Origin of the sequence: Mesorhizobium sp. LNJC405B00 (assembly GCF_000502615.1) — a bacterium.
Taxonomy (GTDB): domain Bacteria; phylum Pseudomonadota; class Alphaproteobacteria; order Rhizobiales; family Rhizobiaceae; genus Mesorhizobium.
Map to the genome: position 1 here is coordinate 105,791 of NZ_AYWC01000003.1, position 14,930 is coordinate 120,720.

Here is a 14,930-nt window from a genome sequence, read left to right on the forward strand (position 1 = left end):
AGCAGCTTCTTTGCCGAACCTTACTGTACCCTCTGAACGGCCGGTCGTGGATGATCCCGTTCAAGGGGGCCGGCAATTCGCGTTCCTGCTGGTCGACAAGTTTTCGATGTTTTCGCTGGCAGCGGCGATCGATACCTTCCGCTCGGCCAACCGCCTGCTCGGCCGCGATTTCTATGGCTGGACGACGGTCTCGGCCGACGGCGATCCCGTCATGGCCTCCAACGGCCTGCCGCTCAAGATCGACTATGCCGTCGCCGATTTGCCGCCCGTCGATATCCTGTTCGTGTCGGTGGGCCTGTCGGTCGAGTTCCCCGGCAAGAGCAAGGTGCTGGCGGCGCTGCGCAGCTGGGGCCGGCGCGGCAATGCGCTCGGCGCGTTGTCGGTCGGCTCTTACCTCCTGGCCGAAGCCGGCCAGCTCGAAGGCTATCGCTGCACCATTCATTGGGAAAACCGGGCCGGCTTCGTCGAGCGCTTTCCCGACATCAACTGCACCGGCAACGTCTTCGAGATCGACCGCAAGCGCTACACCTGCGCCGGTGGCACGACCTCGATCGACCTGATGCTGGAGATCGTGCGTGGCGACTTCGGCTCGAACCTCGCCAACGGCGTTGCCAACCAGTTCCAGCATGAGCGCATCCGCTCCGCCGGCGACCGCCAGCGCGTCGGGCCGGAGCGCGACCTGACCGGCAAGTCGGAGAAGCTAAGGCGCATCGTCGAACTGATGGCCGACCATCTCGACGAGCCGCTATCAGCCGTGCAGCTTGCCAAATCGGCGGGCCTGTCGGTGCGCCAGGTCGAGCGCTTGTTCCTGCGCCATTTGAGCGTCACGCCCGGTCGTTACTACATGCGGCTCAGGCTTGAGCGGGCGCGCGAACTGCTGCGCCAGACCAACATGCCGATCCTCGACGTGGCCATTGCCACCGGCTTTACCTCGCACTCCTATTTCGCGCAGAGCTATCGGCTGCAGTTCGGCCGTCCGCCTTCCGAAGAGCGGCGCACCACGTACTGACGCGGTGCTGAGCCGGCCTCGGAACAGGCCTCGGCCGGCGCCGATCCTGTTACACGGCAACCGTTCGTGACCCGCTCCGGGGCTTGTGCCCGGACGCGCCGTCAAATAGCTTCCGGCGCGGATCAGAGGGCGGTCTCAAGGAGATTTCCATGGCGGGACTTTTGCGGAGCGTCGCTGCGGCGCTGCTCCTTTTGTCGATGACTTCGCTCGGCTTTGCCGCCAACAAGGTTATCATCATTCTTGACGCTTCAGGCTCGATGTGGGCCCAGATCGACGGCAAGCCGAAGCTCGAGATCGCGCGCGAATCGCTGAGGACCGTACTGCAGTCGGTCCCGGGCGACGACGAGATCGGCTTCATGGCCTATGGCCACCGCGAAAAGGGCAGCTGCGACGACATCGAACTGATCGTGCCGCCGCAAGCCGGCTCGGCTAGCGCCATTTCGGCCGCTGCCGACAGCCTGAAATTCCTCGGCAAGACGCCGCTGACCGCAGCCGTCAAGCAGGCGGCCGAAGCCCTGAAATACACCGAGGACAAGGCGACCGTGGTCCTCATCACCGATGGGCTTGAAACCTGCGAAGGTGACCCGTGCGCGCTGGGCAAGGAACTGGAGGCCTCAGGCGTCGATTTCACCGTCGACGTCGTCGGCTTCGGCCTGACCGCTGACGAGGGCAAGCAGATCGCCTGCCTTGCCGACAACACCGGCGGCAAATATATCCAGGCCTCGGACGAGAAGGCGCTGCAGGAAGCACTGGTCGAAACCGTCGCCGCGCCGGCTCCGGCGCCGGCACCCGAACCCGCTCCGGCGCCTGCCCCTGAACCGGCAAAGCCCGAATTCAATTTCATCCCGAGCGTGGTCATGGCGGAAGGCGGCGATCCGATCACCGACGGCAATGCCTGGGAGGTCTACAAGGCCAAGGCCGATGGCACGCGCGGCGAGGCCGTCACCACCCAGTACAACAACTACGAGGCCAATCTCGAGCCGGGCGACTATGTCGTCGTCGCGCGCGCCGACGAAGCTCGGGCGGAACAGAAGGTCAAGATCGAGGCGGGCCAGGTCTACAAGCCGCTCTTCACCTTGAACGCCGGCACCATGCTCATCCATCCGAAGCCAAGCCAGGGCGCCGAGATCAGTGACGAAGCCCATGTCGACTTCGCCTTCCCGGGCGGCAGCACCACCCACTATGGCGACATCAGGATCATCGTGCCGGCTGGTGAGCAGAAGGTGACGGTTGCGATCGGCAGCGGCTCGGTGACCGAGAACATCCAGCTCGCCGCCGGGCAGACTGTGGAAAAAGACATAGTCGTCGGCGTCGGCCATGCCGCCGTCAACGCCTACTACACTGCAGGTGGCGACAAGGCCGACTCCTCGGGCATCAGCGTCCAGATCGTCAAGGCCAAGAAAAAGATCGACGGCTCGCGTGACGATGTCGCCCACTCCTATGGGCCCGACAGCAAGTTCTGGCTGCCGCCGGACGACTATGTCGCGGTCACCTCGCTTGAGCTCGCAACCGTCGAGCAGCCTTTCAGCGTCAAGGTTGGCGACAATCAGGACGTCAAGGTGACGCTGGATTCGGGCGTGCTGGTGATGTCGGCGCCGGGCGCCTATTCGATCGAGGTGCTGTCGTCGAAGAAGGATATCCAGGGCAACCGCAAGGCGCTCGGCCTGAACTATGGCGACACCTGGCAGCAGACTATCCCGGCCGGCGACTATGTCGTCCTCCGCCACATGCCCGATCAAGGCCATGACAAGGAAATGCCGGTGACGGTCAAGGCCGGCGAACGGAGCGAGATTACGGTTCAGCCGTAATCGCCATCCATCCCTCACCAAAGGGCGGCCTCAAACCGAGCTCGAGCCGCCCTTTTTACAAAATAGGCAATTATGCCTCAAGCCGTGCCGAAAGCACTGGCGCCGTGGTCGGCGCGGCCGACCAACTGGCGGAAACCAGCGAACAGCTCGCGGCCGAAACCGAACTCGTTGCCGATGAGATCGATGTCGGCCGTGCGGCGCAGCGCGAGCTCGGGCCCCGGCACCAGCACTTCCAGCGTGCCGGCATCGGCGTCGAGCCGGATGATGTCGCCGTCATGGATCCTGGCGATCGGCCCTTCCTCGACCGCTTCCGGCGTTACATGGATCGCCGCCGGCACCTTGCCGGAAGCGCCAGACATGCGCCCGTCCGTGACCAGCGCGACGCGCTGGCCACGATCCTGCAGGATGCCGAGCACGGTGGTCAGCTTGTGCAGTTCCGGCATGCCGTTTGCCTTCGGGCCCTGGAAGCGGATGACGGCGATGAAGTCGCCGGTCAGCGTGCCGGCCTTGAAGGCTTCGTTCAGTCCCTGCTGGCTGTCGAACACCTTGGCCGGCGCCTCGATGACGCGGCGTTCCGGCTTCACGGCGGACGTCTTGATGACGGCGTGGCCGAGATTGCCGGCGAGCACTTTCAGGCCGCCGGTCGGCTGGAAGGCCTTCTTGAACGGCGCCAGCACCTTCTCGTCGCCGCTCTGCAGCGGCGAGGCTTCACGCACGACGCCGCCATCTTCGCCGAGCCGGGCCTCGACCGCATAGGGCCTCAGGCCTTCGCCCCATACCGTCTGCACATCCTCATGCAGGATGCCTTCGTCGAGCAATTCGCGGATCAGGAAGCCGAGCCCGCCGGCGGCATGGAAATGGTTCACGTCGGCAAGCCCGTTCGGATAGACGCGCGCGAGAAGCGGCACCGCTTCCGACAGGTCGGAAATGTCCTGCCAGGTAAGCGTGATGCCGGCCGCCGCGGCCATGGCGATGAGATGGATGGTGTGGTTGGTAGAGCCGCCGGTGGCGTGCAGGCCGACGACGCCATTGACGAAAGAGCGCTCGTCGATCATGCGGCCTACCGGCGTGTAGGCGTTGCCGAGCGCGGTGATCGCCAGGGCTCGCCTGGTCGCCTCGCGCGTCAGCGCGTCGCGCAGCGGCGTGCCTGGATTGACGAAGGACGCGCCGGGCGTATGCAGGCCCATGATCTCCATCAGCATCTGGTTGGAATTGGCGGTGCCATAGAAGGTGCAGGTGCCCGGCCCGTGATAGGATTTGGACTCCGCTTCGAGCAGTTCTGCGCGTCCGGCCTTGCCCTCGGCATAGAGCTGGCGAACCTTGGCCTTCTCGTCATTGGGCAGGCCCGTCGTCATCGGCCCGGCCGGCACGAACACCGCCGGCAGATGGCCGAAGGTGAGGGCTGCAATCACCAGCCCCGGCACGATCTTGTCGCAGACGCCGAGATAGACGGCGGCGTCGAACATGTTGTGCGACAGGCCGATCGCCGCCGACATGGCGATGACGTCGCGCGAAAACAGCGACAGCTCCATGCCGGGCTGTCCCTGGGTCACGCCGTCGCACATGGCGGGCACGCCGCCGGCCACTTGCGCGATGCCGCCAACTTCCTTCGCGGCTTCCTTGATCAGCGCCGGGAAGGTTTCGAAGGGCTGATGCGCCGACAGCATGTCATTGTAGGAGGTGATGATGCCGAGGTTCGGCACCTTGTCGGCGCCGAGCGCCAGCTTTTCAGACGGGCTGCAGACGGCAAAGCCATGCGCGAGGTTGCCGCAAGACAGGACGCTGCGGTTGGCGGTGCGGCTGGAGGCCTCGGCGATGCGGCCGAGATAGCGCTCGCGGCCGGCTTTCGAGCGTTGGCGGATGCGTTCCGTGATGGCTTCGATGTCGCGTCTGGCTGTCATGGTCAGTCCTTTCGAGCCCCGGAAGAACGTCCTCCACCGTCTGCCGGGACTGCTTTGCGTGAAATCAGGGTGCCCAGAACACCTCTACCGGGGTGGGTGCCGCTTCGAGCACTTTGCGGATGGGCTTTTTCGCACCCGGTCCCATCGCACCGTCGAAGGCGGTGCGCTTGTCCTCGCCTTCTATATGCAGCGCGATGAAGCCGGCGTCGACGATCCGCGCCAGCGGCAGCGTCAACCGGGGTTCGCCGGCGCTTGCCGCGTGAACCGGCAGCACGATCCTTGATGAGGCCGGGTCGAGCAAATCGCCGAGATTCTCGGCGTCGGGAAAGAACGAGGCGGTGTGGCCGTCGCCGCCCATGCCGAGCACGACGACATCGAGGGGCCAGGGCAGAGCCTTCAGCGCCGCATCGTCGGCCGCCGCGGCGGTCTCGATGCTTGCCGCCTCATGGTAGAGCGGCACGAAGTGCGCGGCAGCCGCCTTGTTCTGCAGCAGGTTGGCCGCGACCAGCCCCGCATTCGAGCGCGGCGAGGAGGCCGGCACGAACCGTTCGTCGACCAGCGTCACCGTCACCTTGTTCCAGGCGATCGGAATGGCCGAAAGTGCTGCAAAGAACTTTGCCGGCGTGGTGCCGCCGGAAACGGCAAGCAGGGCCGTGCCGCGCTCGTCGATGGCCTTGGTCAGGCGCGCCGCGACATTGCCGGCAAGGGCTGCCGCCAGGTCCTGGCGCCCGGCAAAGCCGTTCCAGTTATAGACGGGCTCGCTCAATTGCTTTCGTGCCATGTCCGCCCGTCGCGTTCGATCAGCGCAATCGAGGCCGAGGGACCCCATGTGCCGGCCGTATAGCCTTGCGCCTCCTGCCTGGCGCTTTCCCAGGCGTTCTGGATCGGGTCGATCCACTTCCATGCCGCCTCGACCTCGTCGCGGCGCATGAACAGCGTCTGGTTGCCCCGGATAACATCCATGATCAGCCGTTCATAGGCGTCCGGCGCGCGACCGTCGAAAGATGTTGCAAAGCTCATGTCGAGCGGAATCTGGCGCAGCCGCATGCCGCCCGGGCCTGGATCCTTGATCATGATGAACTGCTTGACGCCTTCGTCGGGCTGCAGCCGGATCACCAGTTGGTTGGCTGAGATCGGCCCGGCGCTGTCGCCGAAGATCGAATGCGGGATCGGCTTGAACTCGATGACGATTTCCGAAACGCGGGTCGCCAGCCTTTTGCCGGTCCGGAGATAGAACGGCACGCCGGCCCAGCGCCAATTGCCGATCTCGGCCTTGATGGCGACGAAGGTCTCGGTGGAGCTGTCTTTGCCGAGTTCCTCGACATAGCCTTTCACCGCGCCGCCTGCAGAGGCGCCGGCGCGGTACTGCCCGCGCACGGTGTGCTTGGGTGCCTCATTGCCGTTGATGCGCTTCAGCGCCCGCAGCACCTTCAGCTTCTCGTCGCGCACGGCATCGGCATCCATCGACGATGGCGCCTCCATGGCAACCAGGCAGAGCAGCTGCAGCATGTGGTTCTGCACCATGTCGCGCAGCGCGCCGGCCTTGTCGTAGTAGGTGACGCGGTCTTCAAGACCGACGGTCTCGGCCACCGTGATCTGCACATGGTCGATATGGGCAGAATTCCAAAGCGGCTCATAGAGCGCGTTGGCAAAGCGCAACGCCATCAGGTTCTGCACCGTCTCCTTTCCGAGATAGTGGTCGATGCGGAAGATCTGGCTTTCGTGGAAGTCGTCTCCAACCACGTCGTTGAGCTTGCGCGCCGAATCGAGGTCGCGGCCGATCGGCTTCTCCAGCACGATGCGTGAATTCGGCGTGATGAGATTGTGGGCTTTCAGCTGGTGCGAGATGTCGCCGAACAGCGCCGGCGCCACCGCCAGATAGAAAGCGCGGATGCGGTCGCTTTCGCCGATCGCCTTTTTCAGCTTGTCGAAGCCGGCACCGGTCGTCGCGTCGGCCGATACGTAGGACAGCCGGGCAAGAAATGTCTTGAGTTCCTCGGCGTCGATGTCGGCCGGCTTAACATGCTGGGAAATCGCCTGCTTGGCGAAAGCCTGGAATTCCTCGTCGCTCATCTTGGAGCGCGAGGTGCCGATGATGCGGGTCGGCTCGGAAAACTGGTGGTCGCGCTGGCGGTGGTAGAGCGAGGGCAGCAGCTTGCGTTCCGACAGGTCGCCGGTGCCACCGAAAATGATGAAGTCGAAAGGCTCGACGGGAATGATCTGGCTGGTCATGGTCTGTCCGCTTTGACGCCGCTCGCTGTGACGCGGCAGGATATAATCTAATCGATTTAAACTATCCAGTGCCATGGTGTCACATCGAGGCCAAATCACTGCATATTGATTCGCTCCAAATGTGCCTTGACACTGGCTGCCAGCCGGAGGCTTTTCGTCAAGCGATGGTCCCGGGGCTTTCGCGCCTGCAACATAAAGCGGGAATGTGACGAAAACTAATGCGTGTCGCCCAGAAGTGCGAAGCGGTTCTGGGAGACAGACACGCATCAAAGAAAAAGGAAAATGCGCTTGCGAGGTGGGTCTTCAATGAGCGGAAAAAGCATGCGTCTGGAAAACAAGGTTGCCGTCATCACGGGTGCTGCGTCAGGTTTCGGCGAAGGCATGGCCAGGCGCTTTGCCGAAGAGGGCGCCAAGGTCGTCGTCGCCGACCTCAACGCCAAGGGCGCGGAGCGCGTTGCAGCAGAGATCGGCCAGGCCGCGATCTGGACCCAGACCGACGTTTCGCAGCGTTCCGAATTCGACGAGATGGTCCATGCCGCAAAAAGCGCCTTCGGCCGCATCGATATCATGGTCAACAATGCCGGCTACACCCACCGCAATGGCGACATGCTCGACGTCGACGAGGCGACCTTCGACCTGATCACTTCAGTCAACATGAAGGCGATCTATCACGCCGCACTTGCCGTGGTGCCGATCATGGAGCGGCAGGGCGGCGGCGTCATCCTGACCACGGCTTCGACCGCCGGTCTGCGGCCGCGGCCGGGGCTCACCTGGTACAATGCCTCGAAGGGCTGGGCGATCACCGCGACCAAGTCGATGGCGGTCGAACTCGCGCCCAAGAACATCCGCGTGAACTGCCTTTGCCCGGTCGCCGGCGAGACCGGCATGCTGGAGAAATTCATGGGCACTGACACGCCGGAGATCCGCGAGAAATTCCGTGCCTCGATACCGCTCGGCCGTCTGTCGACGCCGCTCGATATCGCCAACGCTGCGCTTTGGCTTGCGTCGGACGAAGCCGCCTTCATCACCGGTGTGGCGCTGGAGGTCGACGGCGGCCGCTGCATTTGAGCAATTCGGGAAGTACCTCGCTGTTCGCAATGCATGGCAGACAGAGCAATGTCGGCAAGAGTTCGCATCGGTGCGCCGGCCGGCCGAGGAACGAACAGTTGACGTCGTCACGCCGGACCCCAGTTTGACTTCTCGATCCCCCGAAAGGCATAACGGATCGTGGATAGTGTTGGCGGGTGATGAAGATCAGGCAGCAGAAAAGTCGCTACGATCTGGGATGGCGGCTGCGGCTTTACCTGGCCAAGCGTGCGCGGGCGCGAAGCAAGGCAATTTTCATCGGTGTTACCGGAAGCTCCGGCAAGACGACGGCGGGAAGCCTGCTTGGACACATCCTGGCTGGCCAGGGTTCGGTCCACACACAGGTTCTGGCCAACACTATGAAACTGTTGGTCTCGACCCTATCCAGGCGAATGGGAAAGGGCGGCAAAACCGACTACGTCGTCTTCGAGGCTGCTGCATTCGGCCCGGATACAATGAAGCCCATGGCCGAGTTGCTTCGCCCCGACGTGGCTGTTGTCACAATGGTCCGGCTGGAGCATCGGGCCAGTTTCAAGACTGTGGAAAACGTCGCTCGAGAAAAGAGCGCCCTAGTCGCGGCGCTGGAGCCGGGCGGCTTCGCGATGCTCAATGCCGATGACCCTCTTGTGATGGGCATGGCCTCGGCGAGCTATTGCCGTTCCGTCACATTCGGCACATCGGAGCAGGCGGATTATCGCGTCAGCGATATCGAGGCAGCCTATCCCAAGCCGTTGCGGTTCTCGCTCCACTGGCGCGGCGGTGTGCTCGATATCGAGACGTCGTTCCCCGGCCAGCATTTCTGGCTGCCGACGTCAGCGGCGGTTGCATCCGCTCTTGAACTGGGCGTGCCTGCGCAGATGGTCAAGGACAGAACCGCGACGTTCCAGCCTCTGGAAAATCGCGGCCAGGTGCTCGTCCCCGCGGGCGGCCCCCACTTCATCGTGGATGCCGCAAAGGCGCCCTGGCATTCGCTGAGCCTTGCCTTCGACATGGTAGCCGGATCGACATTCGGGCGAAAACGTATCGTTCTTGGCCAGCTATCGGATTTTTCCGGCTCGAATAACAGATATGCCCAAGCCTACAGCAGCGCGCGCGAGATTGCAGACCAGGTGATTTATGCCGGCGATCATGCCCATCGCTCCAAGGCGAACCAGGCAGATCGCGACAGCGGCCGCTTCATCGAATTGCGCACGGCCAGGGAAGTGTCGGACTACATCGCCCAAACCGCGCAGCCTGACGAGTTGATCCTGCTCAAGAGCTCGTCCAATCTGCACCTCGAGCGTGTCGCTCTTGCCTGGACCCACGACGTCCAGTGCTGGGTTTCGGTATGCGGCAAGACCGAGGGATGCGAGCAATGCGGCCTCTATGAAGTGCCGTTTGAGCAGCACCGTGAGTTTGTGGCGCAGAGAAAATCGAAGCGCCGCAAGCACAGACTGCTGCGGCTCCTCGGCCGCTAGAATCTTTGGCTGAAGCACGCCAGCGCCCGTTTGACTCTGGAACTTGGCACGACGCATATTAGGCTGGGCTAAAAGCTGGCGGGGTGTGAAACTGGAATTGCTGAAAATTCGCAAGGACTTGGGCTGGGCGCTGCGACGGCTGCAGGCGCGCTGGGTGCGGGCGCGTAACAAGGCGACGTTCATCGGCATTACCGGCAGCTCCGGCAAATCCACATCCACCAGCCTGCTTGCACACATACTGGCCGCCCAAGGCAAGGTGCATCTACAGGCCCAGGCCAATACAATGCCTGCGCTCATCCGAACGCTTTACAAGCGCCTGAGGAAGGCCGGCAAAGTCGATTACGTCGTTTTCGAAGCCGGCGCTTCCGACTTCGGCACGATCAGCGCCATGGCGCAGATGCTGAAGCCGAGTGTGGCGGTGGTTACGATGATCCGTCTGGAGCATTTCGGCAAGTTCAAGACTCTGGAAGCTGTGGCGGGAGAGAAGCGGGCGCTGGTCGGGGCACTCCAACCCGATGGACTTGCGGTTCTCAATTGCGATGACCCACTGGTGATCGGCATGGCGTCTGGCGCGAAATGCCGGATTGCGACCTTCGGCCAGTCCGGCGAGGCAGACTACCGCGTGAGTGACGTGCATGCCGCGTATCCGGAATTGCTGCGGTTCACCCTTCATTGGCGCGGTGGCAGCCTGAATATTCAAGCGCCTTTTCCCGGCGAGCAATTCTGGCTGCCGACTGCAGCGGCTGTTGCCGCCGCCTTGGAACTTGGGGTCCCGCCAGAGCAAGTCGTAGCGAGAACGGCATCGTTTGCACCACTGCCCAACCGCTCTACGGTGCAAGAGGTATCCGCGGGTCCGAAATTCCTGGTCGATACGGCCAAAGCGCCCTGGCATTCGCTCAACATTGCCCTGGAGATGATTGCAAAGGCCAAGGGTGCTCGCAAGCGCATTGTGCTGGGGCAGATATCGGACTACGCCGGCTCGTCGAGGAAATACGGCGCCGCCTACAACATCGCGCGCGAAATCGCCGATGAGGTCATTTATACCGGCGACAATGCGCATCGCTCGCGCGCCAGCCAGGCCGACCGCGACAGCGGCCGTTTCATTGAGCTTCGCACTGCCAAGGAAGTTTCGGATCATATCAAACGGACGGCAGTCCCAGGAGAACTGATTCTGCTGAAAAGTTCGTCCAACCTTCATCTGGAAAGGATCGCGCTCGCCTGGACACACGACGTCAAATGCTGGGTCCCGATATGCCGCAAGTCGGAAAGCTGCCAAATGTGCGGCCTCTACGAGGTGCCGTTCGAGGAACACCGGGATTTCCTGGCTAAGCGCAAACTTGCTCGCAGGAGACACCGTTTCAGGTGGTTGCTCGGCGGCTGACCAGATCTGGCGGCTTGTGTCTCAAGCCCCGGTCTTGATGTAGCTCTTGTAGATCCAGCCGCGCTTGCCGTTGTAGACGATCTGGCACCATTTCTTGCAACTCACCACCTGCACCGACGACTTGGCGGGCACGGTGCCCATGGCGGCGGCGTTTTTCTGCGGACCGCTGCGCATTGTCACCGTCCTGAGGATGCGTCCGGTGTCGGCGGCAGCAGCCACCTTCTGTGGCTTGGCCTTGGCCTGGGTATCGTTCGTTGCGGCGGAAGATTGCTCGTCTGGAAGTTGCGGTTTTGGCGTCGGTATGGCGGCGGTTTCCGCGTCGTCGTCATTGGCGGGAGCAGCGACCTTTGACAACTGCGTCGTGGCGTCGCCCTGGGCCGCCGGTTCTTCGAATGCCGCGGCATCGGACGGTTTGGCGGCAGCCTGCTCGGTAGGCGCCTGATCGGATGGCGTCGCGGCAGGGTCGCTGTTGGATTGCGCCGCAGTCCAGCGCGGATCGTTGGCCGACAGCGGCGGCATCGCAGCCCCACCCACAGCGACCGTCGATGAAACCGCGTCGCCCTTGCGCGCGGCTTGTGGCGCCGCTACCGCGGTAGCCGTCGCCGCGACCGGGGCAATCTTGGTCGTCTTGACCGGAAAAGTCGGAACGTTCTGCTGTGTGCTGGCGATCGCTTGCCGGTCGTTGGCCGGCAATGCCAGCCAAAGCGCTATGCCCGCCACGCCAAGCAGCGCTGCGGTGCCGACCGCGGCGATCACCAGATGCGAATTCGTGCGCACCCCCTGCCAGAAGGAGGGCCGCATGTCATAACCGAATTGCATGGCGAAGCGCCGACGTTCCGGCGCGCCGAAACTGAAGGGCTCGTTCACTCTTGCCACCTCCAAAAGATGAGCCGGTGTTCTTTCGATCGGCGCCGGCAGCCCGGCATTCGATCGGCATCGGTCCCAACAACAAAGCGGGCAGGCCCGCAGAAGTCCCCGTTCAATCGCCCAGAACCGGCATCCTTTGCCCTTGATTGTGGCATCAGTGCGCCCTCAAGGGGAATTGTGCGCTCTTGTTAAGGATTCTGCAACGTCTCGTTGCGGCAACCAACAGCTCAATAGAATCGGCTCAGTACCAGCCCCGGCTGATATGAGATACTGTCCCTATATTCGGTCCCTCAGGGCAAACCAGTTCAGTGCCAGGAACAATAATGGTGTTCTAAAGCGCCGGCCACCGGGAAAAGCCGGGATGTTCAGGTCCTCGATCAGCTTCAGTCTGTCGCGGTTGCCGGCGACGGTCTGGGCATAGAGCTTGCCGAAGAAGTTCGACAGCATCACGCCGTGGCCGGAATAGCCACCGGCCGAGATCACATTGGGCATCACCTCGCGCACGAACGGTTTCCTGGGCATGGTGATGCCGACATAGCCGCCCCAGCCATGGGTGATCTCGACATCGCTCAGCTCCGGATAAAGCTCGGCTATCTGCCGGCGGATATGGACATGGATGTCCTTCGGATCGTTGACGCCATAGACCTCGCGCCCGCCGAACAGCAGCCTTCCATCCCTGGATTTGCGGAAATAACGCACGACGAAACGCGAATCGTCGACCGCCTCGCCGCCCGGCAGCACTTTCGAATCGACGCCCAGCGGCACCGTCGCGCCGATGAAGGAACCGATGGGCATGATGTGCGCGGCACTCACCGGCTCGAGCGTGCCGCCATAGGCATTTACACCGATCAGGCATTTCTGGGCGGTGATGGTTCCTCTCGAAGTCGTCACCCTGACCTTGCCGCCGCTGGAGGTAACACCGGTCGATAGTGTCTGCTCGAACAGGTGCGCGCCGGCCGCTGCCGCGACCTTTGCCGTGCCGATCACCAGCTTCATCGGGTGGATGTGTCCGGTGCCGGTGTCGCGGGTGCCGGCGAAGTAGCGTGTGGAGCCCAGCCGTTCGGCCGTTTCCCTGGCATCCATGAAGGCGATGTGCGGATAATTGAAGCGGCCCGCCATGATCTCGGCATGCGCCTTGTAGTCGTCGAGATAACGCGGCTTGTGCGCCACGGACAACTGGCCGGGCATATAGTCGATGTCGATCTGGTTGACGGCGGCGAATTCGAGCAGGTGCGCTTTCGCCTCCTCGGCAAGGTCGAACAGCGCCTTGGCGCGGGAGAAGCCGTATTCGGCCTCCATCTCTTCGGCCCAGGCGCGCTGGCCCGTGCCGAGCTGGCCGCCATTGCGCCCTGAAGCGCCGTCGCCGAAGCGATGCGCCTCGATCAGAACGACGTCGGCTCCCGCCTTCGCCAAATGAGCGGCCGCCGACAGCCCGGTGAAGCCACCGCCGACGACGACGACGTCGCAGCTGCGGTCGCCGTCCAGGGCAGGGTACTCAGGGCGTGGTCCGGCTGTGTCTTCGTACCAGGAGCGACCGGGGGAGATAGGTGATTGGTAAGGCATGGGGGCACCAGCCAATGGTGAATGGTGAATGGCTGCGAGACGCACGTCGTCTGCGCTCATCCATCCAATATGAAACTACTCAGCATTCACTATTCACCATTCACACGACGAAGTCGCCGCTCACACGTTGAGCAACAGATACTCCCGCTCCCACGGGCTGATCACTTCCATGAAGGTCTCGAACTCCGCCCGCTTGATCGCTGCATAGGTTGCGGCAAAGGACTTGCCCAAAAGGGCGCACAGCTCCTCGTCGCCCTCAAACAGGTCGACGGCTTCGAGCAGGCCGCGCGGCAGGTCGATCTCATCGGCGTTTGCGGTGGTCAGCACCGGAGGCTCGGCCTTGATCTTGTTGGTGATGCCGATCAGCCCGCAGGCAAGTGAGGCCGCCAGCGCCAGATAGGGGTTGGCGTCGGAAGACGGGATGCGGTTTTCGACACGCCGCGCCGCCGGATCCGAGCGCGGCACGCGGAACGCCGTGGTGCGGTTGTCATAGCCCCATTTGTTGTTGACCGGCGCCGAGGCCGACTGCGTCAGCCGGCGGTAGGAATTGACGTAAGGGGCAAACATCACCAGCGCGTTCGGCACATGCTTCTGCATGCCGCCGATGAAATGGAAGAAGTCGTCGGTTTCCGAGCCGTCCTTCGCCGAAAAGATATTCAGCCCGGTCTTCTTGTCGATGATCGACTGGTGGATGTGCATGGCAGAACCTGGCTGGCCCTGGATCGGCTTGGCCATGAAGGTGGCATAGATCTCATGCTTCAGCGCTGCCTCGCGGATGGTGCGTTTGAACATGAACACCTGGTCGGCGAGCTCGACCGGATCGCCGTGACGCAGATTGATCTCGAGCTGGCCGGCGCCTTCCTCGTGGATCAGCGTGTCGATCTCCAGGCCCTGGCTTTCGGAGAAATGGTAGATGTCGTCGATCAGTTCGTCGAACTCGTTGACGCCGGCGATCGAATAGCCGGCGCCGCCGCCGATTGCCCGTCCGGAACGCCCGACGGGTGGGGTCAGCGGATAATCCGGGTCGGGGTTCTTGCGCACCAGATAGAATTCGATCTCGGGCGCCACCACCGGCTTCAGCCCGCGCTTGTCATAGGCTGCTACCACGCGCTTCAGGACGTTGCGCGGCGTGAACTCGACCGAACGGCCATCCTGATGGACGAGGTCGCAGATGACGGCGGCCGTCGGGTCTTCTTCCCACGGCACCACGGTCAACGTCGACAGATCCGGCATCAGCTTCAGGTCGCCATCATCCTCCGGATAGTGGAAACCGTTGCCGTCCTCGGGATAGCCGCCCGAAATCGTCGTCATGAACACTGCCGACGGCAGCGCCAGCGAGGTGTTGGAAGTGAATTTCTTCGACGGCATCATCTTGCCGCGCGCGACGCCAGCCTGATCAGGCGTGATGCATTCTATGTCTTCGATGCCGCGCCATTCCAGCCAAGCGCTGACTTCCTTCCAGTTCTTCACGCCGCGTTGATTTTTCACGAAGGCAGGCGTTCGGACGCGTCCTCCGCGGGTCGACGGACGGACTTCCTTTTTCGCAGGCGGCATCATTCACCAGTTTGGGTTGCAATTATCACAGTATAGCTGTTGCCGGTGATGGAAGGGAAGGGGAGCTGCCTG

At 62.9% G+C, this 14,930-nt stretch carries 11 protein-coding genes; 5 read left to right on the forward strand and 6 right to left on the reverse strand.

Going from position 1 to position 14,930, the window contains the following annotated elements; all coding sequences use genetic code 11:
- Positions 1 to 10: 10 nt before the first annotated feature.
- Positions 11 to 1,009, forward strand: coding sequence for a GlxA family transcriptional regulator (locus tag X756_RS158105; protein ID WP_032891834.1), 999 nt, complete (start codon positions 11 to 13; stop codon positions 1,007 to 1,009).
- A gap of 149 nt (positions 1,010 to 1,158) precedes the next feature.
- Positions 1,159 to 2,817 (forward strand): VWA domain-containing protein, encoded by a 1,659-nt coding sequence (locus X756_RS158100; RefSeq protein ID WP_023729061.1) that lies wholly within the window; start codon positions 1,159 to 1,161, stop codon positions 2,815 to 2,817.
- Positions 2,818 to 2,894: 77 nt separating this feature from the next.
- Here the strand turns inward: X756_RS158100 and edd are convergent, their stop codons facing one another.
- The 3 genes from edd to zwf form a co-directional block, all read right to left on the reverse strand.
- Complete coding sequence (gene edd / locus X756_RS158095; RefSeq protein WP_023689335.1) at positions 2,895 to 4,718, reverse strand: phosphogluconate dehydratase; 1,824 nt, start codon at positions 4,716 to 4,718, stop codon at positions 2,895 to 2,897.
- Between the two features lie 64 nt (positions 4,719 to 4,782).
- On the reverse strand, positions 4,783 to 5,499 hold the full coding sequence (gene pgl / locus X756_RS158090; protein WP_023669306.1) for a 6-phosphogluconolactonase: 717 nt from the start codon (positions 5,497 to 5,499) through the stop codon (positions 4,783 to 4,785).
- Positions 5,481 to 6,950, reverse strand: a complete 1,470-nt coding sequence (zwf, locus tag X756_RS158085) for a glucose-6-phosphate dehydrogenase (RefSeq protein WP_023669307.1) — start codon at positions 6,948 to 6,950, stop codon at positions 5,481 to 5,483. The genes pgl and zwf overlap by 19 nt, the downstream gene beginning before the upstream one ends.
- Before the next feature lie 321 nt (positions 6,951 to 7,271).
- Here zwf and X756_RS158080 point away from each other — a divergent pair, with 321 nt between their 5' ends.
- The 3 genes from X756_RS158080 to X756_RS158070 all read left to right on the forward strand — a co-directional run bounded on the left by X756_RS158080 (position 7,272) and on the right by X756_RS158070 (position 10,874).
- Positions 7,272 to 8,018, forward strand: a complete 747-nt coding sequence (locus X756_RS158080; protein WP_031202922.1) for an SDR family oxidoreductase — start codon at positions 7,272 to 7,274, stop codon at positions 8,016 to 8,018.
- A 179-nt stretch (positions 8,019 to 8,197) separates the two neighbouring features.
- Positions 8,198 to 9,493: a Mur ligase family protein gene (locus X756_RS158075; RefSeq protein WP_023729062.1), complete on the forward strand. Its 1,296-nt coding sequence runs from the start codon at positions 8,198 to 8,200 to the stop codon at positions 9,491 to 9,493.
- A gap of 85 nt (positions 9,494 to 9,578) precedes the next feature.
- Positions 9,579 to 10,874 (forward strand): Mur ligase family protein, encoded by a 1,296-nt coding sequence (locus tag X756_RS158070; protein WP_023753883.1) that lies wholly within the window; start codon positions 9,579 to 9,581, stop codon positions 10,872 to 10,874.
- Between the two features lie 21 nt (positions 10,875 to 10,895).
- On the opposite strand, the gene X756_RS158065 is transcribed toward X756_RS158070, so the two are convergent.
- From X756_RS158065 to X756_RS158055, 3 genes are all read right to left on the reverse strand, one after another.
- A complete protein-coding gene (locus tag X756_RS158065; protein WP_023729064.1) occupies positions 10,896 to 11,741 on the reverse strand; it encodes an SH3 domain-containing protein in 846 nt (281 codons plus the stop codon).
- A gap of 276 nt (positions 11,742 to 12,017) precedes the next feature.
- Entirely contained in the window at positions 12,018 to 13,304 is a 1,287-nt protein-coding gene (locus X756_RS158060; protein WP_023729065.1) for an FAD-binding oxidoreductase, read from the reverse strand.
- 120 nt (positions 13,305 to 13,424) lie between these two features.
- A complete protein-coding gene (locus X756_RS158055; RefSeq protein ID WP_023669313.1) occupies positions 13,425 to 14,861 on the reverse strand; it encodes a glutamine synthetase family protein in 1,437 nt (478 codons plus the stop codon).
- Positions 14,862 to 14,930 lie beyond the last annotated feature (69 nt).